General features: G+C 36.7%; 21 protein-coding genes. 17 read left to right on the top strand and 4 right to left on the bottom strand.

Translation table 11 applies throughout. The features are described 5' to 3' along the window. Nucleotides 1-18: 18 nt before the first annotated feature. Nucleotides 19-1119 carry a hypothetical protein gene (locus BXY82_RS03740; RefSeq protein WP_133756830.1) on the bottom strand — a complete coding sequence of 367 codons (1101 nt, stop codon included), beginning with the start codon at nucleotides 1117-1119 and terminating at the stop codon, nucleotides 19-21. Between the two features lie 415 nt (nucleotides 1120-1534). Between BXY82_RS03740 and BXY82_RS03735 the strand changes: the two genes are divergently transcribed. Continuing rightward, nucleotides 1535-2827, top strand: coding sequence for an aminopeptidase P family protein (locus BXY82_RS03735; RefSeq protein WP_133756829.1), 1293 nt, complete (start codon nucleotides 1535-1537; stop codon nucleotides 2825-2827). Nucleotides 2828-2882: 55 nt separating this feature from the next. Here BXY82_RS03735 and BXY82_RS03730 read toward each other — a convergent pair whose 3' ends face one another. Next, nucleotides 2883-4205 (bottom strand): aspartate kinase, encoded by a 1323-nt coding sequence (locus BXY82_RS03730; RefSeq protein ID WP_133756828.1) that lies wholly within the window; start codon nucleotides 4203-4205, stop codon nucleotides 2883-2885. Nucleotides 4206-4308: 103 nt separating this feature from the next. On the opposite strand from BXY82_RS03730, the gene BXY82_RS03725 reads away from it, so the two are divergent. After that, on the top strand, nucleotides 4309-4965 hold the full coding sequence (locus tag BXY82_RS03725) for a hypothetical protein (RefSeq protein WP_133756827.1): 657 nt from the start codon (nucleotides 4309-4311) through the stop codon (nucleotides 4963-4965). Here the strand turns inward: BXY82_RS03725 and brnQ are convergent. Beyond that, a complete protein-coding gene (gene brnQ, locus BXY82_RS03720) occupies nucleotides 4943-6226 on the bottom strand; it encodes a branched-chain amino acid transport system II carrier protein (protein ID WP_133756826.1) in 1284 nt (427 codons plus the stop codon). The genes BXY82_RS03725 and brnQ overlap by 23 nt on opposite strands. Nucleotides 6227-6307: 81 nt before the next feature. Here brnQ and BXY82_RS03715 point away from each other — a divergent pair, with 81 nt between their 5' ends. After that, nucleotides 6308-7081, top strand: a complete 774-nt coding sequence (locus tag BXY82_RS03715; RefSeq protein WP_133756825.1) for an alpha/beta fold hydrolase — start codon at nucleotides 6308-6310, stop codon at nucleotides 7079-7081. Nucleotides 7082-7175: 94 nt separating this feature from the next. Next, nucleotides 7176-7400: a DUF1660 family phage protein gene (locus BXY82_RS03710; protein WP_133756824.1), complete on the top strand. Its 225-nt coding sequence runs from the start codon at nucleotides 7176-7178 to the stop codon at nucleotides 7398-7400. A gap of 440 nt (nucleotides 7401-7840) precedes the next feature. Here BXY82_RS03710 and thiL read toward each other — a convergent pair whose 3' ends face one another. Further along, a complete protein-coding gene (gene thiL / locus BXY82_RS03705) occupies nucleotides 7841-8890 on the bottom strand; it encodes a thiamine-phosphate kinase (protein WP_133756823.1) in 1050 nt (349 codons plus the stop codon). Nucleotides 8891-9063: 173 nt separating this feature from the next. Between thiL and BXY82_RS03700 the strand changes: the two genes are divergently transcribed. The 13 genes from BXY82_RS03700 (at nucleotide 9064) to BXY82_RS03640 (ending at nucleotide 21576) form a co-directional block, all read left to right on the top strand. Beyond that, nucleotides 9064-9393, top strand: coding sequence for a HesB/IscA family protein (locus tag BXY82_RS03700; RefSeq protein ID WP_133756822.1), 330 nt, complete (start codon nucleotides 9064-9066; stop codon nucleotides 9391-9393). A gap of 53 nt (nucleotides 9394-9446) precedes the next feature. Next, nucleotides 9447-10895 carry a Fe-S cluster assembly protein SufB gene (sufB, locus tag BXY82_RS03695; protein ID WP_133756821.1) on the top strand — a complete coding sequence of 483 codons (1449 nt, stop codon included), beginning with the start codon at nucleotides 9447-9449 and terminating at the stop codon, nucleotides 10893-10895. A 120-nt stretch (nucleotides 10896-11015) separates the two neighbouring features. After that, nucleotides 11016-11768 (top strand): Fe-S cluster assembly ATPase SufC, encoded by a 753-nt coding sequence (gene sufC, locus BXY82_RS03690; RefSeq protein ID WP_133756820.1) that lies wholly within the window; start codon nucleotides 11016-11018, stop codon nucleotides 11766-11768. Nucleotides 11769-11841: 73 nt separating this feature from the next. Beyond that, nucleotides 11842-13155 (top strand): Fe-S cluster assembly protein SufD, encoded by a 1314-nt coding sequence (sufD, locus tag BXY82_RS03685; RefSeq protein WP_133756819.1) that lies wholly within the window; start codon nucleotides 11842-11844, stop codon nucleotides 13153-13155. A gap of 118 nt (nucleotides 13156-13273) precedes the next feature. Further along, nucleotides 13274-14488: an aminotransferase class V-fold PLP-dependent enzyme gene (locus BXY82_RS03680; RefSeq protein WP_133756818.1), complete on the top strand. Its 1215-nt coding sequence runs from the start codon at nucleotides 13274-13276 to the stop codon at nucleotides 14486-14488. Nucleotides 14489-14679: 191 nt separating this feature from the next. Continuing rightward, nucleotides 14680-15723 carry a zinc metalloprotease gene (locus BXY82_RS03675; protein WP_133756817.1) on the top strand — a complete coding sequence of 348 codons (1044 nt, stop codon included), beginning with the start codon at nucleotides 14680-14682 and terminating at the stop codon, nucleotides 15721-15723. A gap of 125 nt (nucleotides 15724-15848) precedes the next feature. Then, on the top strand, nucleotides 15849-16487 hold the full coding sequence (locus tag BXY82_RS03670) for an META domain-containing protein (protein WP_133756816.1): 639 nt from the start codon (nucleotides 15849-15851) through the stop codon (nucleotides 16485-16487). 45 nt (nucleotides 16488-16532) lie between these two features. Continuing rightward, nucleotides 16533-16991: a hypothetical protein gene (locus BXY82_RS03665; RefSeq protein ID WP_133756815.1), complete on the top strand. Its 459-nt coding sequence runs from the start codon at nucleotides 16533-16535 to the stop codon at nucleotides 16989-16991. Between the two features lie 40 nt (nucleotides 16992-17031). After that, entirely contained in the window at nucleotides 17032-17454 is a 423-nt protein-coding gene (locus BXY82_RS03660; RefSeq protein WP_133756814.1) for a SufE family protein, read from the top strand. 75 nt (nucleotides 17455-17529) lie between these two features. Continuing rightward, a complete protein-coding gene (locus BXY82_RS03655; protein WP_133756813.1) occupies nucleotides 17530-17853 on the top strand; it encodes an iron-sulfur cluster assembly protein in 324 nt (107 codons plus the stop codon). A 180-nt stretch (nucleotides 17854-18033) separates the two neighbouring features. Continuing rightward, entirely contained in the window at nucleotides 18034-19869 is a 1836-nt protein-coding gene (locus BXY82_RS03650) for an ABC transporter ATP-binding protein (protein WP_133756812.1), read from the top strand. Between the two features lie 174 nt (nucleotides 19870-20043). Then, nucleotides 20044-20550, top strand: coding sequence for a DUF2480 family protein (locus BXY82_RS03645; protein ID WP_133756811.1), 507 nt, complete (start codon nucleotides 20044-20046; stop codon nucleotides 20548-20550). A 78-nt stretch (nucleotides 20551-20628) separates the two neighbouring features. After that, the gene (locus BXY82_RS03640; RefSeq protein ID WP_133756810.1) at nucleotides 20629-21576 is read left to right on the top strand and encodes a DUF3078 domain-containing protein; all 948 of its coding nucleotides are present in this window, start codon (nucleotides 20629-20631) and stop codon (nucleotides 21574-21576) included. The last annotated feature ends 63 nt before the right edge of the window (nucleotides 21577-21639 follow it).

The raw sequence follows: 21639 nt of genomic DNA, 5'->3' as shown, positions 1-21639 counted from the left end.
TATTTGGAATGATTTTAATTAAAAATTAAAGCGCGGATTTACAATCGTATTGTATATAGAACCAAAGGAGTAACTCAAGCCAACGTTAAAATAATAATTATATCCAGATTGCAATTGCTGTTGTTGTAGCAAGAGTTCTTCTAGAGACACGTCACCCGCTGGGAGATTAATTTGATTTCTAGTAATGCTGTAATTGCCGCTCAAATTAAAATTGAGCCCCTTAAACAATCGGATACTTGTGCCTAAATAAAAGGTCAGCGCATTTAAACTTGTGTCGTGCAAATACTGTTCAAATGAAGCTTCACCATAGATATTTCCCCATTTCTGATTGACACTACCGCCCAATTTCAATTCATGTTCCCACAGGTATTCATTTTCTTTGGCATAAACAGACCGCTGAATATAGTTGTTGTAAACAATGCCATTGGAATAGGTGAGGGCCAATTGTTTCTTGGCAGATACAGAATAGTTGAAAAAATTGTATTCTATGGCAGGTTTAAACTCCCAATAAAATTCTTTGTTGCTATACATTGAGGATCCTATGTTAGCGAACGCCCCTGTAGACCAATGGTCGCTGATGCTGATGATATCACTGATATACAGATATTTTGAATTACGCTTGGAGATAATGTCAGTGCCGTCAAAACTAAAAGTAGATTGATTCTCACTAAAACCGGCTCTAAAGGAAAATTTATTAGCTTCCGTTACCCGTTTTGAGGTTACATTGACACTAAAACTGCTAAATTTGCTGGATTCTTCTCCACTAAAATACCCAAATATGTCCGTTCCAAACACCCAATAATCCCACGGATCACTAATGCTGTCTTTGGTTGTCTCACCCTCTTCAGGTTTTGCAATCGTCACTGAAATGTCCTTGGTACTACCTTTTTTTACCCAATATCTGACCAACCCTAGTTTTACAAACTTCAAAATTTTTGAGCGCACATCATCACTGGTCATATCTGAATCTGTAGAAAACTTAATTTGATCTTGAAGGTCTTTAAAGTTTTTTTGACCTATAAAATCAATTACATATTCACTGCCTCCACTGCCATTAGTTTGACGCGTAAAAAATAAATGGACCTCAGCGTAATTCTGGTCTCTTACAAATTCTACCATGGTAAGATTTTGTTTAATGTAAGTGAGATCACAGGTGTTGCAGTCAAAGAAAATTTTCAAGTCATTGTTGTCTTGTGAAAAACTGTAAGATGTCCAAAGTAAAAGACAGAAGAGCAAAGCGGATTTGAGCATATAATTTAGCTATCGTTAGAGCGTAAGTGTTGCACGGACGAAATTCTACACTTATGATAGAATTTCAATTTGAGGGCATTTTAAATCTTTTAGAAAGATAGAGAAAAAAATGTATTCTTATTCAGACAATTTTGAAAATCTGATTACGTATATCGAAAACGAATTTTAGGTACATTACAAATATGTTTAGGTTTTGGTATTATTTACGGTTAAAAAATTCATAAAGCTGCCTTAGATTTTTTTAAGCAATACTAAAACTGTAATTTTGAAAAAACTTCACATTATGAAATACGATCAAATAGACCGCACCCTTTTTATAAAGAACCGAAAAAACTTTATGGCTCAAATGAAACCCAGTAGTTTAGCGGTTTTTAACTCTAATGATATTTATCCAATTAGTGCTGATAGCACCATGCCCTTTCAACAACACCGCGATATTTTTTACTTAAGCGGCGTAGATCAGGAAGAGAGTATTTTAGTGCTGTTTCCTGATGCTCCAAAAGAGAACCATCGCGAAATTTTATTCTTAAAAGAAACCAATGATCATATTGCAGTCTGGGAAGGTGAAAAACTAACCAAAGAAGCGGCCTTTGAAACCTCTGGGGTCAAAACCGTGTATTGGTTGAAAGACATGGAGAAAGTTATGTTTGAATTGATGACGCAATGCGACACCGTTTATATCAATACTAATGAGCATTACCGTGCCAATGTAGAAACTGAAACTCGTGAAGACCGATATACAAAATGGTTAAAGGAAAAATATCCTGCACATTCTGTTGCCAAGAGTAATCCAATCCTACAGCGTTTACGCTCTGTAAAAGATCCAATTGAGATTGATTTGATGCAAAAAGCCTGTAATATTACTGAAAAAGGCTTTAGAAGATTGTTGAGTTTTGTTAAACCTGGAGTTTGGGAATATGAGATTGAAGCTGAATTGATGCACGAGTTCTTACGTAACCGCTCTAAGGGCTTTGCCTATACACCAATTATTGCTGCTGGTAACAATGCGAATGTGTTGCATTATGTAGTCAATAACCAACAATGTAAAAACGGCGATTTGATTCTTTTGGATGTGGGTGCAGAATATGCAAATTATGCGAGTGATATGACACGAACAATCCCAGTAGGCGGAAGATTTTCAAAACGTCAGAAGGACGTATATAATGCAGTCAATCATGTTAAAAAAGAGGCCTCTAAATTATTGGTGCCAGGTACAGATTGGGCGGAATACCACAAAGAAGTTGGTGATATGATGACCTCAGAATTATTGGGTCTTAAATTACTTGACAAAGCTGATGTTCAAAATGAAAATAAAGATTGGCCAGCGTACAAAAAATACTTTATGCATGGTACGAGCCACAATATTGGTTTGGATACACATGATTATGGTATTTTAACTGAACCAATGCAAGAAAACATGGTCTTTACTGTAGAGCCAGGTATTTATATTCCTGAAGAAGGTTTCGGAGTGCGTTTGGAAGATGATTTGGTCATCCAAAAAACAGGCGAGCCGTTTAACTTGATGGGTAATATTCCTATTGAAGCAGATGAAATTGAAGATATCATGAATTCCTAACATAAAAAAAAGGCACTTGTAAAAGTGCTTTTTTTATTTTTAAACGGCAACTGCATTATGCAGGCACCAAGTCGAAGACATAGCGGTTAAGCTTTCTTAAGGTTTCAACCTTATCACTCGTATTGATCAGCAATGATATATTGTTATTGCTACCGCCATAAGAAATCATTCTTACATTGACGTCTTGCAGAATTTGGAATAATTTTGGTGTATCAGGATGGTAGACAATCTGATTTCCTACCAAACATACAATAGTTCTATATGCGTCTACTTCTACCGAGGCAAATTTTTCTAACTCTACAATAATTTCTGAAAGGTGTTTGGTATCGTCAATAGTAAGAGACACTGCAATTTCAGAAGTTGTAATCATGTCAATAGACGTCTCATACTTCTCAAATATTTCGAATATTTTTTTCAAGAATCCGTGAGCAAGAAGCATGCGGGCCGATTTAATTTTAATAGCTGTAATGCCATCTTTGGCTGCAACGGCTTTAATGCCTTCGCCATGAATAGCATTAGTGATTAATGTGCCGTGAGATGATGGTGACATCGTGTTTTTTAAGCGTACCGGAATATCCAATTCCCTTACTGGCATTACAGTTTGTGGATGTAAAATTTTAGCACCAAAATACGCCAACTCCGCTGCTTCATCAAATGATAAATTTGAAATGGCATGTGTGTCTGGTACAAAGCGCGGATCATTATTATGGAAACCGTCAATATCAGTCCAGATTTGTACTTCGGTAGCCTGTAAGGCAGCGCCAATAATGGTAGCCGTATAATCACTTCCGCCACGTTGTAAGTTGGCAATATTGCCATCAGCATCTAGGCAGATAAATCCTTGGGTGATATAAATGTCCGCATCAGGGCGCTCTTCGATGATGCGGTTAAAATTCTGACGGATATAAAAATTGTCAGGTTCATTAAATTTATCAATCCGCATAAATTCCAAAGCAGGCAATAAGCACGCATTTAGACCTTCTTGCTTTAAAAAACGACTAAAGATAAATGTGGATAACAATTCGCCTTGAGCAACAATTTTATTGGCTAATAATGGTGAGTAAATGGCGTTGGTGTCATCCTTAAGCGTATCAAATATCGATTGCACATAAGTCTCTACTTCAGTTTTCAGCGCTTCGTTGTGAATCAATTTTCCCACCGTATGCTTATACGTGGTATGCAAATCAGAGATGAGTTCTAAGGCATTTTCAATCTCCTTAAACTTTATGCATTCTGAAATTGTTACCAAGGTGTTGGTAGTTCCTGACATTGCAGATAAAACCACCACTTTACGTTGGCCATCATTAATGATGTTTTTAACATTGGTCATGTTTTCAATTGACCCGACAGATGTTCCTCCAAATTTTAAAACAAGCATAATTATAATGTATTAAGCGCACGAAGGTAGAGGTAATACGCCTCTAGGCAATAAGAATTAAAAATTTTGACTAATTTTACACAAAATGTTATATAATTAACAAATGAGAACTATTGCGGCGTGTGTGCAAGAAATTTTAATTGCCCAGCCTTTTTTGGAAGAGGCGTTGTCCAGAGGAATTATTAATTATTCGGCTTTAGCGGAAGAGTTGGTAGCGCCAATTGGAGAGATGCTCAGAAAACCTGTGAAATCTGGTGCCATTATGATGGCACTGAGACGTTATCAAGCTCCGGTTGATTTAGGAAGTTCATTAAAGCTTAAGCGGGTTATTCAGCATTTGGGAGATATTACCGTACGGTCAAATCTTACCGATTTTACGTTTCAAAATTCAAAAACCTTAATCCATAGCCATTCAAAAATAATGCGAGATATGGACGGGCTTTCCAATGTGTTTTATGCATTTACACGTGGTATTTACGAAAGCAACATCATTATATCATCCTCCCAAAAACATAATGTCCTTAAAAGTTTTCAATTTGAGCTTTTATTAGGAGAGAAGGCCGATCTATCAGCAATTACCATCAGTTTGCCTTCAGATAATAGTAAGGTTACCGGACTCTATTATCAAATATTCAAACGCTTGGCTTGGGAAGGCATTGCACTCTACGAAGTAGTATCCACCACCAATGAATTTACAATTTTAGTAGAAGATGACGTCGTGGACAGAGCCTTTTCTGTTATGAAGCGGTTGAAGGATTAAAACGAGTATACAGATTGAGCAGGACGAATGTGATTAGTGATGGGAAAATCCATCCTAAATTATAGTGACCTAAAGGAATGGTATCAATAATCGCATTTAAACCCTCTGAGGGCATCAGAATCTTCAAGAAATCAGGAATGCTAAAGATAAAGGCCGTAATTACCGTGCCTCTAAAAACCAACACTGAAGCCCAATTTTCAGGGATTACATTTAATAGTATTAATATAATGGTAATTGGATAGATAAACATCAAGGCCGGAATGGCCACATCTATGATGAATTTTACATCAAATTGACCAATAACAATGCCCAATACACTTCCAATAATTGCAGTAATGGTATATACGGTTTTGGAATTATGAAATAAACCCTTTAAATAATCGGCAGTACCAGTTACAATTCCCACGGCGGTGGTAAAACACGCCAAAGCAATTAAAATACTTAGCAAGCTAGTGCCAGCTGTTCCTAAGGTTTTCGTTCCTAAACCTAGTAGTAACGCTGATCTCGACACATCTTCTGGGAATTCTGAATTGTGTAACGATCCAATTAATACAAGTCCTGTATAAATAATGAATAGTCCGACACCTGCCACTAATCCCGCTTTAAAAATGAGTCTTTGTTTATCTGCAGTGGGACTGGAATTTTTTAAATTTATGGAGATGATCAACACCGCGCCAACAACCATTGCAGCAATAGCGTCAAAGGTTTGATAACCTTCTAAAATACCATCAACCAATGGTGTGTTAAAATGTGTGGGTTGGACTACGCCCGGCGCCGAAAACACAGCAATCCCGATAATGGCCAACAATATGATTATAATAATAGGTGTCAGGTATTTGCCCAATAAGTCTAATACTTGCGAGCGATTCATCACAAAAATAAACACCAAAATAAAATAGATGGTACTGGTTAAGAGGCTGCTCGTATTGAAAAAAGGTGCAATAGCCATTTCATGTGTTACAGAAGCTGTTCTCGGGCCAGGAAGTAATAAGCAGATGCCATACACGGTAAAACAATAGATGACACTGAAAACAGGTGAGACTTTTTTTCCAAAATCGTACATGGTGCCTTGCAATTTGGCGTGCGCTACGATTCCTAGAATTGGTATTATTACTGCTGTAATAACAAAACCGATGGTAACCATCAACCAAGTTTCTCCAGCTTTAAACCCTAAAAATGGGGGCAATATTAAGTTGCCGGCTCCAAAAAACATTGAAAACAATGCGAACCCTGTTATAAAAACATCTTTGGTCTTATTCATAATATATCATCTTATTTTGATAGCCAACACCTTAAGGTTAACTAAAGACTAAAACATATATTTGCCGAATATAGATTAAATATGATATTAGAATACAAAGACATCCCTGTTTTTTATCAGGATTATGGTCATGGTACACCGGTGGTGTTGCTTCATGGCTTTCTAGAAACCTCATTAATGTGGGAAAACCTCATTCCGAAATTGGCCGAAAACCATCAGGTCATCACCATAGATTTACTGGGTCACGGAGGCACGGGTTGTTTAGGGTACATTCATACAATGGAGATGATGGCAAACGTTGTGAAATTCGTTATGGAGCATTTACACATTGAAAAATCTGTGGTTATAGGACATTCTATGGGTGGCTATGTTGCCTTGGCGCTTGCCGATAAATATCCAGATAAGGTAAGGAAATTGTGTTTGATGAATTCCTCTCCATTTGCCGACTCCCCAGAGCGGCAAATAAATAGAGATCGTGCGATAGCTGCAGTTAAGTACAATCATAAAAATTTTATCAGCATGTCTATAGTAAATCTATTTAGTCCAACAACAAGAGAACGGTTTGGCGGAGAAATTGAGACTATAAAGCTGATTGCTAATGCATTGCCAATTCAAGGTATAATAGCAGCGCTAGAAGGTATGAAAGTAAGAAAGGACCGTAGCGAGGTGTTGAAACGATTGAATCCCCAAAACTTGGTAATATTAGGACAAAAAGACCCTGTGTTAGAATATCATATTGTACGTACGGAATTGGAGAAGTTAAAAATTAAGATTATTGATTTTCCCGACGGACATATGTCGCATATTGAAAATAATAACGAATTAACTTACAATTTATTACAGTTTGTCGAATAATAGTGTTATTTGACGTTAAATATGATTTTTTTATCTTAAGTTAGTCTTCTCTAACCAGACAACCATGAAAAAAACCAAACGTTCACCGGCCCCAATGAAACTTTATTGTAACCTATTTGGTCATAATTATGAAGTCTCTAAAAACGTTACTTCACATGTTAAAGAATATACATGTAAGTGTTGCAAAAAAGAATTAACAACTAATAGTGATGGCGATTTGACCGAACTAACTCCAAAATTTCGGGAAGTCAATTCCATTTTAGAAACGATGTACGTACGTAGATTAGAGCGTACTCGTGAGCATGTATTAACATCTTGACCAGGTTAAACATTCCGTTTCTTTTTATCATTTACTGAGCCGGTCAAAAAGTGTTTTTTGTAATAGTATTGCATAGTAATGTGCGCATTTAAAGTGTGTTGCGGATATTGAAGATAGAGAGTTGGTAAATAAACAATCTGCTGACCATTTTAGTACAATCTTAACATATAATCTTTTCGAATTTACTTCGTTTTGATTACTATGTGGGAAGTTATAAAAAATGGAGTTTTGAAAAATTTATATTGCCGATTATTCAATCACAATTTTATTATAAAAGACGAAATTACAAAGTTCGTTAAGGAGTACACCTGTTCGCATTGTGGTAAACAATACACTACCAGCGATCAAGGAGACTTGATCCCATTGACAGACAAAAGGCGTGAAATTAATGAAGCATTAAAATCGCTCTACAATAAACGCAGAAAACTAAAAAAAAATGTCTACTGATCCTTCAGGGCGTTCCATCCCTTAGCAATTATCGGCACTAGGGTTTCACCACGCGTTACTAAATGCATGCCTCTTTCCTTTTCCGTAATATACCCTATAACCGTAAGGTTTGGGTTGCCTTTAATTTTCGGAAAATCGTCTTGAGAAATGGTCATGAGCAATTCATAATCTTCTCCGCCATTTAGTGCAATGGTCGTACTATCCACATTAAATTCCTCACACGTGGAAATAACTTGGGGGTCTAACGGAATTTTATTTTCATATAACTCTGCACCCACATTGCTCTGTTTGCACAAATGAATAATTTCTGACGACAACCCATCACTAATATCAATCATAGATGTTGGTTTCACTTTTAAATCCTTGAGCAACTTCACGATATCCTTACGAGCTTCAGGTTTTAATTGTCTTTCAACTATATATGTATACGGGTCTAAATCAGGCTGGTTATTCGGATTCACCTTAAACACTTCCTTTTCTCTTTGCAATACTTGAAAGCCCATGTAGGCCGCTCCCAAGTCGCCACTTACAACAAGCAAATCATTTGGCTTTGCACCGTTTCTGTACACGACATCTTTTTGGTTCACTTCTCCTATGGCGGTCACTGAAATGATCAGTCCGGTAGTTGAAGACGTAGTGTCCCCGCCAACAATATCTACATTATACAATTTAGCTGCTGCTTCAAAACCTGTATAAAGCTCTTCAATAGCTTCTAATGGAAATCTGTTAGACACGGCAATGGATACCGTTACTTGCGTGGCAGAAGCATTCATGGCATAGATATCAGATAAGTTCACCATAATTGCTTTATAGCCCAAATGCTTAAGCGGCATATAGCTCAAATCAAAATGTACGTGCTCTACCAATAGGTCGGTGCTGACCACAACTTGTTTCGATTTGAAATCTAAAACAGCGGCATCATCACCAATTCCTTTCACGGTAGATTTTTGTGTAATTTCTATGTGTTTGGTCAAGTGGTCAATAAGGCCAAATTCACCCAAGTCAGCCAAAGACGTTCGTTGTTGGTTTTTATCTTCTATCATAATTGCAAATTTATTAATAAGCCCAGTAAAACACGAGTTTTTATAAGAAAATTATGATAATCGCTATGTGCAATTTCCTATGGTGCCATTTGCTAATATAATGCAAGGTTGTATGGTAAAACACTTCTTAAGTTGTATATTTGTGGTCTATTTAGAAATAATCTATATAACGCATGATAAAAGTATCTGAATCAGCTAAAAAGAAGGTCATTGAATTGATGACTGAAGATGGCTTTAACTCGTCAACTGACTTTATACGCGTTGGTGTAAAAAGTGGTGGTTGTTCGGGTTTATCTTATGATTTAAAGTTTGACAAATCACAAGAACATGAGGATAAAGTTTTTGAAGATAATGGCGTGAGAATTATTGTCGACAAAAAAAGTTTTTTATACCTCATTGGTACAACTCTAGAATATTCTGGAGGCTTGAACGGTGCGGGTTTTGTATTTAACAACCCCAATGCCAATCGTACCTGTGGATGTGGAGAATCATTCTCCCTTTAAAAACATCCCAATCTTTCAAAAATGAAAGAAGTTGAATAATTAATGAAAATGACATGACGAAATACACAGAAGACGACTTAAGAGAAGAATTAAAAACCAAGGAATACGAATATGGTTTTTACACGGATATGGAGTCAGATACGTTTCCAATTGGTTTAGATGAAGATGTGGTACGTGCCATCTCATTGAAAAAAGAAGAACCACAATGGATGACAGACTGGCGTTTGGAAGCATTCCGTGCCTGGAAAGATATGCTTGAGCCAGAATGGGCAAACGTTAACTACGTTAAACCAGATTTTCAAGCTATCTCTTACTATTCTGCCCCAAATACAAAACCCAAATACGATAGTTTGGATGAGGTAGATCCAGAATTGTTGGAAACTTTCAAAAAACTCGGAATTTCTCTTGATGAGCAAAAAGCGCTTGCAGGGGTTGCCATGGACGTGGTGATTGACTCTGTTTCAGTAGCCACCACTTTCAAGAAAACCTTGAATGAAAAAGGGATTATATTCTGCTCTATAAGTGAAGCCATAAAAGAGCACCCAGAATTGGTCAAGAAATATATTGGTACTGTAGTGCCACAGAAGGATAATTTCTATGCGGCCTTAAATTCAGCTGTGTTTAGTGATGGTAGTTTCTGCTACATTCCAAAAGGCGTGCGTTGCCCAATGGAATTATCAACTTATTTCAGAATTAACCAAGCCAATACGGGGCAATTTGAAAGAACCCTTGTGATTGCTGATGAAGGGAGCTATGTTAGTTATCTGGAAGGGTGTACGGCTCCAAGTAGGGACGAAAACCAATTGCATGCTGCCGTGGTAGAATTGATTGCTATGGATGATGCGGAGATTAAATATTCTACCGTTCAAAACTGGTTCCCAGGAAATGCAGAAGGAAAAGGTGGTGTGTATAATTTCGTAACCAAAAGAGGCTTGTGCGAGAAAAACGCAAAAATTTCATGGACTCAAGTGGAAACAGGTTCAGCAATTACATGGAAATATCCTAGCTGTATCTTAAAAGGTGATAATTCTGTAGGCGAATTTTATTCTATTGCAGTCACTAACAATCACCAACAGGCAGATACCGGAACGAAAATGATCCATTTAGGGAAGAACACCAAATCGACCATTATTTCCAAAGGTATTTCTGCAGGGAGATCTCAAAATTCTTATAGAGGATTGGTTCAAGTGAGTTCAAGAGCGGATAATGCCCGTAACTTCTCGCAGTGTGATAGTTTATTGATGGGCAATGATTGTGGAGCGCATACCTTCCCATACATTGAAGTTAAAAACAAATCGGCTATTATAGAACACGAGGCAACGACCAGTAAAATTGGCGAAGATCAAATTTTCTATTGTAATCAGCGTGGAATTGATACTGAGAAGGCCATTGCGTTAATTGTTAACGGTTTTAGTAAGGAAGTATTAAATAAACTTCCGATGGAATTTGCCGTGGAAGCTCAAAAATTATTGGAGATCAGTTTAGAAGGCTCAGTTGGATAATACGCCAAGGCTGTCATTATATAGTAGTACAAGTTTAGAAAATAAAATAATCAGATTCTGAAAGTAAACCCTCAGGATTTGGTCCCGATGCAAAGGGATAATAATTGAAAGTTAAATCTTATGTTGAAAATTAACAATTTACACGCTAGTGTGGAAGATAAAGCCATCTTAAGAGGCATTAATTTAGAAGTAAAACCAGGCGAAGTACATGCCATTATGGGGCCAAATGGTTCTGGTAAAAGTACTTTGGCATCTGTTATTGCGGGCAAGGAAGAATATGAAGTAACCGAAGGAGAAATCTTATTGGAAAACGTAAATATTGATGAGATGGCACCAGAAGAGCGTGCTCACAAAGGTATTTTCCTGTCTTTTCAATATCCAGTTGAAATCCCTGGAGTTTCTGTAACAAACTTCATGAAAACAGCTATCAATGAAACCCGTAAAGCAAACGGTCTTCCTGATATGCCAGCTAATGAAATGTTGAAATTGATCCGCGAAAAATCTGAAATGTTAGAGATTGACCGTAAGTTTTTATCCAGATCTTTAAACGAAGGTTTTTCAGGTGGAGAAAAGAAGCGTAATGAAATTTTCCAAATGGCCATGTTGGAGCCAAAATTAGCCATCCTTGATGAAACGGATTCCGGATTGGATATTGACGCTTTACGCATTGTGGCCAACGGGGTCAACAAATTGAAAAGTAAGGATAATGCAGTTATTGTCATTACCCACTACCAACGTTTATTAGACCATATTGTTCCTGATTTTGTGCACGTATTGTTTGAAGGACGTATCGTGAAGTCTGGTGGGAAGGAATTGGCACATGAGCTAGAAGAAAAAGGCTACGACTGGATTAAAGAAGAAGTGAACGCGTAATTTAAGTATGCAGTCCACAGTATGCAGTCTTCAGTGACTGCTGACTGAAAACTGCCAACTGAAGACTGAAAAAATGGAATTAAAAGAAAAACTTATAGCCTCATTTATGGCATTCGAAAATCTAGTAGATATCGATCTGCCTGTACATGATGTGCGCAGTGAAGCAATAAAGCAATTTGAATCCCAAGGGTTTCCATCCAAACGTGATGAAGCTTGGAAATACACATCTCTCAATAGTATTTTGAAGCATGATTACAGCGTGTTCCCAAAACGTGAAAATCACATTGACTATAATGAGATCAAAAAATATTTTATCCACGATATTGACACCTATAAGATTGTATTTATTGACGGTAAATATTCGTCGCACCTTTCTGAAACCACGCATGACGGAATTGATGTGTGCTTAATGTCTTCTGCGTTAACAAAACCTAAATACAGACTTATTATTGAAAATTATTTCAATAAAGTGGCTACAAAAGATAGCTTATCATCTTTAAACACGGCTTTTTCTCAAGAAGGGGCATACATACACATTCCCAAGAATAAATTGGTAGCCAAACCAATCCAGATTGTGCATTTTTCTACTGGAAATGAAGCAGCTTTATTGATGCAACCGCGCAATTTGATCGTAGTGGATGAAAATTCGCACGTTCAAATTATAGAGCGTCATCAAAGTTTGACTGACAATCCGGTGTTGACTAACAGTGTCACTGAAATTTTCGCCAATAAGCGTGCCATAGTAGATTATTACAAGATCCAAAATGACAATGAAAACGCGTCGTTAATAGATAGCACTTTCGTCAACCAAAAACAAGAGAGTTTCGCGTCAGTACATACCTTCTCTTTCGGAGGAAAATTAACACGTAATAATCTTAATTTTTATCAAAACGGCGAACGTATCGATTCTACAATGAAGGGAATTACCATTATTGGTAACAAACAACATGTAGATCACAATACTTTAGTGCATCATATTGAACCAAATTGCGAAAGCCATCAAGACTACAAAGGTATTTATGGAGACAGCAGTACTGGGGTGTTCAATGGAAAAGTACTTGTAGATAAAGAAGCTCAAAAAACCAATGCGTTTCAGGCCAACAACAACATTTTGTTGAGTGATAAAGCGAGTATCAATACCAAACCACAGTTGGAAATTTTTGCAGATGATGTGAAATGTTCTCATGGATGTACGATTGGCCAACTTGATGAAACGGCTATGTTTTACATGCGCTCTAGAGGTATTCCAGAAAAAGAAGCGAAAGCTTTATTGATGTTTGCCTTTAGTAATAATGTGATGAGTTCAGTGAAAATTCCAGAAATTAAGCAGCGTATCACAAAGATTATCGCAAATAAATTAGGAGTTCATATTGGATTTGACCTTTAAAAACCTCTTCATTTAAAATTCCATTAATTTTATTTGGAGCTATTTCCAGCTTTCGGCAGTCGCTCTCTACGAGGAGCTCCAACAATGCCTCAATCTGGGCTATGAAAAATTATAACCTATGTTCAACGTAGAAACTATAAGAAAAGACTTCCCAATACTTAAGAGACAAGTTAATGGGAAGTCTTTAGTGTATTTTGATAATGCTGCCACCTCACAAACCCCACAGCAGGTCATTGATGTTATTGTAGATTATTATACCAATTACAATGCAAACATCCATAGAGGTGTACATACCTTAAGTCAAGAAGCTACAGATTTATACGAGCAAGCGCGACTTAAAATTCAAAAGCATTTTAATGCTAAGGCGTCTCATGAAATTATAATGACCTCTGGGACAACCCACGGCATCAATTTAGTGGCCAGTGGTTTTACCGCGTTATTAAATGAAGGCGATGAAATTATCGTATCTGCTTTAGAGCACCATAGCAATATTGTGCCTTGGCAAATGTTGTGCGAGCGTACTGGCGCAATTTTAAAAATCATTCCTATGAATGACGAAGGTGAATTGCTCATGTCATCCTATACTGATATACTTTCAGAAAAAACGAAACTAGTTTTTGTCAATCATATATCAAATGCCTTAGGAACCATTAATCCTATTAAGGTCATTATCGAAAAAGCACATGCCGTTGGAGCAGCAGTATTGATTGACGGTGCACAAGCGTGTCCACATGTACGACCTGACGTACAAGCTTTGGATGTCGATTTCTATGTGGCCTCTGCCCATAAAATGTGTGGCCCAACAGGTGTTGGGATGTTGTATGGTAAAGAAGAATGGCTCAAAAAATTACCGCCTTATCAAGGCGGCGGTGAGATGATTGCTGAGGTCACTTTTCAGAACACCACCTATGCTGATTTGCCACATAAGTTTGAAGCAGGGACGCCAAATATCTGCGGAGGCATTGCTTTCGGAGCCGCTATAGATTATATGAATGCGATAGGATTTGATAAGATTGCTGCTTATGAGCATGAACTTTTAGACTATGCTACCACAGAGCTATTAAAAATAGAAGGCTTAAAAATTTACGGAACCGCAAAAGAAAAAACTTCAGTAATTTCTTTCAATTTAGACGGCATTCATCCTTATGATGTGGGTACCTTACTAGATAAAATGGGCATTGCGGTACGTACTGGTCATCATTGTGCACAGCCTATTATGGATTATTTTAAAATTCCAGGAACCATAAGGGCATCATTTGCTTTTTACAATACAAAGGAAGAAATAGATGCGTTGGTTTCAGCTACAAAAAAAGCTCAATTAATGCTTTCGTAAAGTTGGATAACCCTAAAAAATACAATTATATATCCTAAAAAAAGCACCCCAAGGGGTGCTTTTTTTAGGATAATAAATCAAAATATAAATTGTGTATTTCATCGAAAAAAATTAAAATAATTTAATAAATCCATGTTCAAATTGCTTTAAAGTCATAAATTGGGAAATCTTTAACTTAAATAATAAATAAAATGAAAAAAATTTTCTTAGGAATGGCGGCATTGGCCCTAGTATTCACATCTTGTGATAAAAATGAGGAGCCAATAAGTCAAGAGCAAGTAAATATTGATATGAGTGATTTTAGCTTATATACAGATATTACCGCTACTGGAGAGGCTAAACCTTCTGCAGATGGTACTTTAAAAAACTGTTTTTCTATGGCAAACTTGAACAGATTGTTGGATGAGACGCCAGGCTTATACAAAAAGATGTACGATGTAGAATATCAAACAAGAGTTAAACAAGTAGGCAAAGGCAAACCAGGCAGTGGTGGTGGAGAAGACCCAACGCCACCAGAAGATAATCTTGGCGTAATTACTATTCCTGTTTATGTACATGTGGTATATAGTAATTCTCAGGAGAATATATCTGATCAACAAATTGCTTCTCAAATGGCAGTGCTGAATCAGGATTTTAGAAAAACCAATGCAGATATTAACACTATTCCTTCAGAATTTGCAGGACTAGCAGCTGATACTGAAGTACAGTTTACACTGATAAACACCTTCAGACATGCAAATTCTAAAACATCATGGGGCACCAATGATCAAGTTAAAAGTGTATACCCACCTGTTACTCCAGAAACACATATGAACATCTGGGTTTGTAATATTGGCGGTGGCATTTTAGGTTATGCTCAATTTCCTGGTGGTCCAGCAGCAACTGATGGTATAGTTGTAGGTCCGCAGTATTTTGGAACTACTGGTTATGTAGCTTCCCCATTTGACAAAGGTAGAACAGCAACTCATGAAGTTGGACATTACCTAAACCTACGTCACATTTGGGGCGACGGGAGATGTAGACAAGATGATTATGTAGCTGATACACCATCTTCTGATGGACCAAACTACGGATGTCCTTCCTACCCTACAGTTAACTGTAGGTCTACTGATATGACAATGAACTATATGGATTATACAAATGACGCTTGTATGAGCATGTTTAGTCTGGGGCAAAAAGCAAGATTACGTACCATTTTTACTGCAGGAGGTCCAAGAGCTGCAATGGCTAATTGATAACAAAGTGATAAAAAAATTAAAATGCCTCTTTATGAGGCATTTTTTTGTACTCAAATTATATGCTAATTAACTTATTATCTTAAGCATAAATTAAGACCTTTGTGAGCTGAAAGGTTTTAATTATGAAAGTGCGAATAGCGTTATTAACACTATTATTAAGTGGTTTTTGGTTTATTTCTTGTCAGTTTAGATCTTCTGATCAAATTATTTTTATAAATAATTCATTAAAAGCCTGTGATGATTACCCTGCCCAGCAATGTTTACAGATTAAATTGAATGAAGCTGCAGAGTGGACCGACTACTCTGGTTCTATTGAAGCGTTTGAATTTGAAGAAGGATACTATTACAAATTAAAAGTATCAAAAGAGACCACTGAGCACACCTCTTTACCGTCCTACAAATTGGTGGCAATTTTAGAACAAAGTAAAACTCCGCTAACTTTGGATGAGGGTTTTTGGTTGGTGGTCAGTATTTTAGATTACACCGGCTTTGCCCGTAATCCTGTGTTTCGTATTAGTAACAATACTTTTATTGGGAATACGAGCTGCAACAAATTTTCAGGAACTATAAAATTTGATGCGGACAATTTTAAAGCTAGGGCATTGACAACTACAAAAATGACGTGTCCTACCTTGGCAGTTGAAGATTTGTTTTTAGATACTCTACAACGCGTAGATCACTATAAGATAAGTGGCGATAGCTTGTGGCTCATGGATAGACAGCATAAAAAGTTGATGAGCTGCATTTATTTTCACGAATAATCCCGAAATTAGGGTTGAAGTATAATCCGATTTAAAACAAAAATTATGAAATTTTTAATGAGCATATTTGCAGTGGTGGTGTTATCAAATCAATGCGGCCCGATCAATAAAGACGTCACTAATACAGGACATTCAGAACTATATCAGAAAGTAGTGAGTATAGCCTATGTTATTCAGTCTCGGGGGGTATACGAAAAAGTATGGGTAGACCAACATAACCTCTATGTTGTTGACAATCGCGATCAAAAGAATGTAAAATCTACCGCTATTTTAAAGCAAGATTGGGAAGAGCTCTTGGTGCTAGTTGGGAATCTAAACCTAAATATTTTGCCAGATTTAAAAGCGCCTTCTGAAAAACGCTTTTCGGATGGCGCACCTATAGGTAGCTTGACCATTAAAACTGATCAGGGCGAAGTGCAGAGCAGTGAATTTGATCATGGAAATCCTCCAGAGCAGCTTAAAACAATATTAAATAAGTTATTAAGCATCAAGGAAAAGCTCTGAAAAGCAATAGATAAATCGTAACTTTGTAGAAAATTTTAGAATGACTATAGAAGCCATACAAGAAGACCTAATTGATGAGTTTTCAATGTTTGAAGATTGGGAGGAGCGTTACCAATATATGATAGATCTTGGTAAAACTTTGCCGTTAATTGATGAGCAATACAAAACGCAGGACAACATTATAAAAGGATGCCAAAGTAAAGTTTGGGTCCATGCTGAAATGAAAGATGATAAAGTTGTGTTTACTGCGGATAGTGACGCTATTATCACAAAGGGAATCATCGCTATTTTAATTCGCGTTTTTTCTAATCAAGAACCTAAAGATATTATTGCAGCCGATACGGATTTTATTGATGCTATTGGCCTCAAAGAACATTTGTCGCCAACACGTGCCAACGGATTGGTGAGTATGATTAAACAGTTAAAAATGTATGCTATTGCATACCAAACCCAATTAAATTGAGTTAAGACGCATTAATTTTTAAATGTTTTTACATCCCTAAACTTTTAAACTCCTTAACTCCTAAACTTTAAAAAAATGAGTGATACAATAGATGTTACCGCCTTAGGCGAAAAAATAGTAAGAGTATTAAAAACAATTTACGACCCAGAAATTCCTGTTGATATTTATGAGCTCGGTTTAATTTACGATGTATATGTCAATGAAGATATGGATGTAAAAATCTTAATGACCTTAACCACTCCAAATTGTCCAGTTGCTGAAACGTTGCCACTGGAAGTCGAGGAAAAGGTAAAATCATTAAACGAGGTTAAGTCGGCAATTGTTGAAATTACTTTTGATCCACCATGGACGCAAGAGTTGATGAGCGAGGAAGCACGTTTGGAGTTGGGGATGCTTTAGTCTAGTTTAATCTGCAGACTGCAGTATTCAGTTTGCAGTTGATAGTATTTAGTCGATAGCTTTCAACTTTTTTGATATGATAATTGATGGTCACAATTGAGAGTTTCAAAAACGTTCTTAGTTGCCCAATAATCTAATTGAAAAATTTATCAGCCACCGTTTAAACCTTGAAACCTCAAAATGCCAAGACCCAGTCCTAAATCATTAAAAGATAAAGACAAAACAAGTTTAAGAAAGTCTTTTAGTGCCTTGGTCTTCATCCCGCGTTTCTTCAAGGAAATTTGGGCAACCAATAAAAGATTGTTTCTTTTATCTGCGCTATGTAGGCTTATCGGTGCACTTTTACCTGTCATTATTTTATGGGTGGGTAAACTTATTATTGATGAGATTATCCTTCAAACTAAAGTTGAGACCTCAGACTTAACCCAACTTTGGACTTTCGTAGCCTTAGAATTTGGACTAATTGTACTTTCTGATTTGATGAGTCGAGCCATTGCTTTAACAGATGGCCTATTAGGCGATGCCTACTCCATAGATTCATCAGTAACTATCATCAAAAAAACCAATCAAATAGACATCAGTCTCTTAGAGGACTCTGAATTCTATGATAAATTGGAGCGTGCCCGAATTCAGACTGCAGGTCGTGTAGGTTTATTGTCGAATGCACTGGGAGAAGTTCAGAGTTTGATTTCTATTGCAACACTTATTGCTGGTTTGATCTATTTTGAACCCTATTTAATTATCCTTTTGGTACTTAGTATCATTCCGTCATTTATCAACGAAATTTGGTTTAGTCAACAGCAATATTCCTTAGCTAGAGGATGGACGGCAGAACGCCGTGAACTCGATTATCTACGGTTTATTGGTGCCAATAACGTTACGGCCAAGGAAATCAAACTTTTTGGATTGACTGATTTTATCGTAGATCGGTTTAAAAATCTTTCTGAAGAGTATTTTGATTTGAATAAAAAATTGGCCATAAAACGCTCGGCCCTAGGTTTTGTGTTTAATGTTTTGGGTACCATAAGTTATTATGGTGCCTATATTTTTATCATTTACCGGGTAATATCTGGTGTGATTACCCTCGGGGAGTTGACTTTTCTGTCAGGATCTTTTAATAGATTGACCCGGAATCTTCAAGACTTCTTCTCAAAATTTACAAGAATCACTGAAAGTGCGCTATATTTGAAAGACTACTTCGAATTTATCGATATTTCTATCGAACCAAAACATACTGAAGATCAACCATTGCCTAAAAAGATACAGACAGGTTTCGAATTTAGAAACGTCAGGTTCTCCTATCCAGATTCTGAGCATGAAATTTTAAAGGGAGTCAGCTTTAAGATTGCAGTGGGAGAAAAAATGGCCTTTGTAGGTCAGAATGGCGCCGGAAAAACAACACTGACCAAATTGATGCTGCGCTTTTATGAACCAACTTCTGGAGAAATTTTGTTGGATGGGATTAATATAAATCGATATAAACGTGATGCGTATCAGGAGTTTTTTGGAGTGATTTTCCAAGATTTTTTCAAGTATGAATTTACGGTTAGAGAGAATATCGCCATTGGAGACATCTCCCAATTATATAATCAGGAGAAAATTGAAAATGCAGCCCAATTGAGTTTGGCTGACAAAGTCATTTCAGAATTGAGAAAGGGCTATGACCAACAACTTGGAAAACGATTTTACAAAGGCCAAGAGCTCTCGGGAGGACAATGGCAAAAAGTAGCATTGGCAAGAGCCTATATGAAGGATGCTGAAGTGATGATTTTAGATGAGCCCACCTCTGCGCTGGATGCTAAAGCTGAGAGCGATGTTTTTAAACGCTTTATAGGCCTGACAAAAGGGAAAACAAGTATTATTATCTCCCATAGATTTAGTACCGTAAGACAAGCTGATCGTATTTTGGTTTTGGAAGAAGGCAAGGTTTTGGAACTTGGAACGCATCTTCAACTGATGGAAAATGATGCACTTTATGCGCAATTATTTCAGTTGCAGGCGGAAGGCTATCAATAAATCAGTAGGCTTAGGAAAGCCACAAATCAATGTCATTGTCTATAAATTCATCACTTCAATTTGGTTAAACACATATTTATATTAATGTACGCATTTGGTAAGAAAGCGCTACTTGTAACCTCCAAAACATTTCTCTGTTTAATATGTCATTAATAAATAGTTTAAATTTGCAGTATGGAAAATGAAATTATCAATAGAGTAGCCAATAGTAAATTGGTGGTTGTAGACCTTGAAGATTATTATCCGAAAGGACAGCGCACTATTCTTGATATCAAAGATTGGCTGTTTCAAGAGTTGGTGTTGCGTGAGAAAGATTTTAGAGCATACGTTAAACAACATGATTGGACACAGTATCAAGACCATTACGTAGCTTTAACTTGTACTTCAGATGCTATCGTGCCAGCGTGGGCCTATATGTTATTAACCATGCATTTGCAACCCCATGCCAAAACAATCGTTATTGGTACTTTAGAACAATTGGAAACCTCAATTTATCAGGACATTATTAAGGACTTGGATACCTCAGCATTTGTAGATCAACCGTTAATTATAAAAGGGTGTGCCAATAAACCTGTACCGGCTAATGCCTATATAATGCTATCTAAAAAACTACAACCAATTGCACGGTCCATCATGTATGGAGAAGCTTGCTCATCTGTACCATTGTATAAAAGAAAATAGTAATTTCTGAGGTATTGTAACAATAGTGTATCTTTGCACGCTTTTAAAATGAATCAATTGAATCAAAAACACGTAATTATGAATCCAAAAGTAATTTTAAGTTTCGTCTTAATGTTGACCATGTCATTTGGTTTTGCGCAAACCAAAGAAGAGTTACTAGCACAAAAAACAGAAAAACAAGCCCTTGCTAATGCAGCACAGGCTGAAGCCAACGCAATCCAAGCTCAAATTGATGCACTTCCAGGATGGAAAAAAGGGGCGTTTGGAGTTATTGGTGGTAGTTTTTCTAGTTTCAACAATTGGTATTCTCAAGGAACACCTAATAATAGTACTGGTAATATTGGGGTCAATTTTAATGCTTTTGCGAATAAATTGGAAGACGCATATTTTTGGAGAAACTCTTTAACGGTTAATCTGGCTTGGGTTAAGTTTGATGATAAAGACAATCCAAATGATGATGATAGCTTCAGACCGTCTACTGATGTGTTTAATGTGTCTTCGTTGTACGGTAGAAAATTAAGCGATAAATGGGCTGCCTCTGCTTTGGGAGAATACAGAACTACATTATTGAATAATTTTAACGATCCAGGCTATTTGGACCTAGGTGTGGGTTTTACATGGACGCCTACTGATAATTTGGTTGTGGTTATTCACCCATTAAACTACAATTTTGTATTTGCTGACAATGATGCGGTTTTTAACTCGTCTTTAGGTGCTAAAGTAGTGGCAGATTATACAAGACAAATTGGTGCTGTTAATTTTAAATCTAACTTATCTGCTTTCTACAGCTACGAAGATTCAGATTTATCTAACTGGACCTGGACAAACGCATTTAGTTATACACTTTGGAAAAATTTAGGTGTTGGTTTTGATTTTGCCTTAAGAAGCAACAAACAAGAAGCTCTAAATTATGCATATGGACTATACAATCCAACCGCGGTGCCATTGCAAACAGAACCTACATTTGATAATGTAGATAATGATTTACAAACGTATTATACAGTTGGTTTGACTTATAAGTTCTAAGTTGAATTGTAAACTATAAACAAAAAATGCTACCTATGTGGGTAGCATTTTTTATTTCTATTA

Origin of the sequence: Gelidibacter sediminis, assembly GCF_004364975.1 — a bacterium.
GTDB lineage: Bacteria > Bacteroidota > Bacteroidia > Flavobacteriales > Flavobacteriaceae > Gelidibacter > Gelidibacter sediminis.
Note: the sequence above shows the minus strand (reverse complement) of the source record. Positions and strands in the feature narration are given on the sequence as shown.

Excerpts from the sequence above, each read along its gene's own strand:
- BXY82_RS03640 (WP_133756810.1), top strand. The coding sequence starts at position 20,629 with ATGAATCCAAAAGTAATTTTAAGTTTCGTCTTAATGTTGACCATGTCA.
- BXY82_RS03650 (WP_133756812.1), top strand. The coding sequence starts at position 18,034 with ATGCCAAGACCCAGTCCTAAATCATTAAAAGATAAAGACAAAACAAGT.
- BXY82_RS03665 (WP_133756815.1), top strand. The coding sequence starts at position 16,533 with ATGAAATTTTTAATGAGCATATTTGCAGTGGTGGTGTTATCAAATCAA.
- thiL (WP_133756823.1), bottom strand. The coding sequence starts at position 8,890 with ATGATAGAAGATAAAAACCAACAACGAACGTCTTTGGCTGACTTGGGT.
- BXY82_RS03670 (WP_133756816.1), top strand. The coding sequence starts at position 15,849 with ATGAAAGTGCGAATAGCGTTATTAACACTATTATTAAGTGGTTTTTGG.
- BXY82_RS03730 (WP_133756828.1), bottom strand. The coding sequence starts at position 4,205 with ATGCTTGTTTTAAAATTTGGAGGAACATCTGTCGGGTCAATTGAAAAC.
- sufC (WP_133756820.1), top strand. The coding sequence starts at position 11,016 with ATGTTGAAAATTAACAATTTACACGCTAGTGTGGAAGATAAAGCCATC.
- sufD (WP_133756819.1), top strand. The coding sequence starts at position 11,842 with ATGGAATTAAAAGAAAAACTTATAGCCTCATTTATGGCATTCGAAAAT.
- BXY82_RS03680 (WP_133756818.1), top strand. The coding sequence starts at position 13,274 with ATGTTCAACGTAGAAACTATAAGAAAAGACTTCCCAATACTTAAGAGA.
- BXY82_RS03700 (WP_133756822.1), top strand. The coding sequence starts at position 9,064 with ATGATAAAAGTATCTGAATCAGCTAAAAAGAAGGTCATTGAATTGATG.
- BXY82_RS03725 (WP_133756827.1), top strand. The coding sequence starts at position 4,309 with ATGAGAACTATTGCGGCGTGTGTGCAAGAAATTTTAATTGCCCAGCCT.
- BXY82_RS03715 (WP_133756825.1), top strand. The coding sequence starts at position 6,308 with ATGATATTAGAATACAAAGACATCCCTGTTTTTTATCAGGATTATGGT.
- brnQ (WP_133756826.1), bottom strand. The coding sequence starts at position 6,226 with ATGAATAAGACCAAAGATGTTTTTATAACAGGGTTCGCATTGTTTTCA.
- BXY82_RS03655 (WP_133756813.1), top strand. The coding sequence starts at position 17,530 with ATGAGTGATACAATAGATGTTACCGCCTTAGGCGAAAAAATAGTAAGA.
- sufB (WP_133756821.1), top strand. The coding sequence starts at position 9,447 with ATGACGAAATACACAGAAGACGACTTAAGAGAAGAATTAAAAACCAAG.
- BXY82_RS03675 (WP_133756817.1), top strand. The coding sequence starts at position 14,680 with ATGAAAAAAATTTTCTTAGGAATGGCGGCATTGGCCCTAGTATTCACA.
- BXY82_RS03735 (WP_133756829.1), top strand. The coding sequence starts at position 1,535 with ATGAAATACGATCAAATAGACCGCACCCTTTTTATAAAGAACCGAAAA.
- BXY82_RS03740 (WP_133756830.1), bottom strand. The coding sequence starts at position 1,119 with ATGGTAGAATTTGTAAGAGACCAGAATTACGCTGAGGTCCATTTATTT.
- BXY82_RS03645 (WP_133756811.1), top strand. The coding sequence starts at position 20,044 with ATGGAAAATGAAATTATCAATAGAGTAGCCAATAGTAAATTGGTGGTT.
- BXY82_RS03660 (WP_133756814.1), top strand. The coding sequence starts at position 17,032 with ATGACTATAGAAGCCATACAAGAAGACCTAATTGATGAGTTTTCAATG.
- BXY82_RS03710 (WP_133756824.1), top strand. The coding sequence starts at position 7,176 with ATGAAACTTTATTGTAACCTATTTGGTCATAATTATGAAGTCTCTAAA.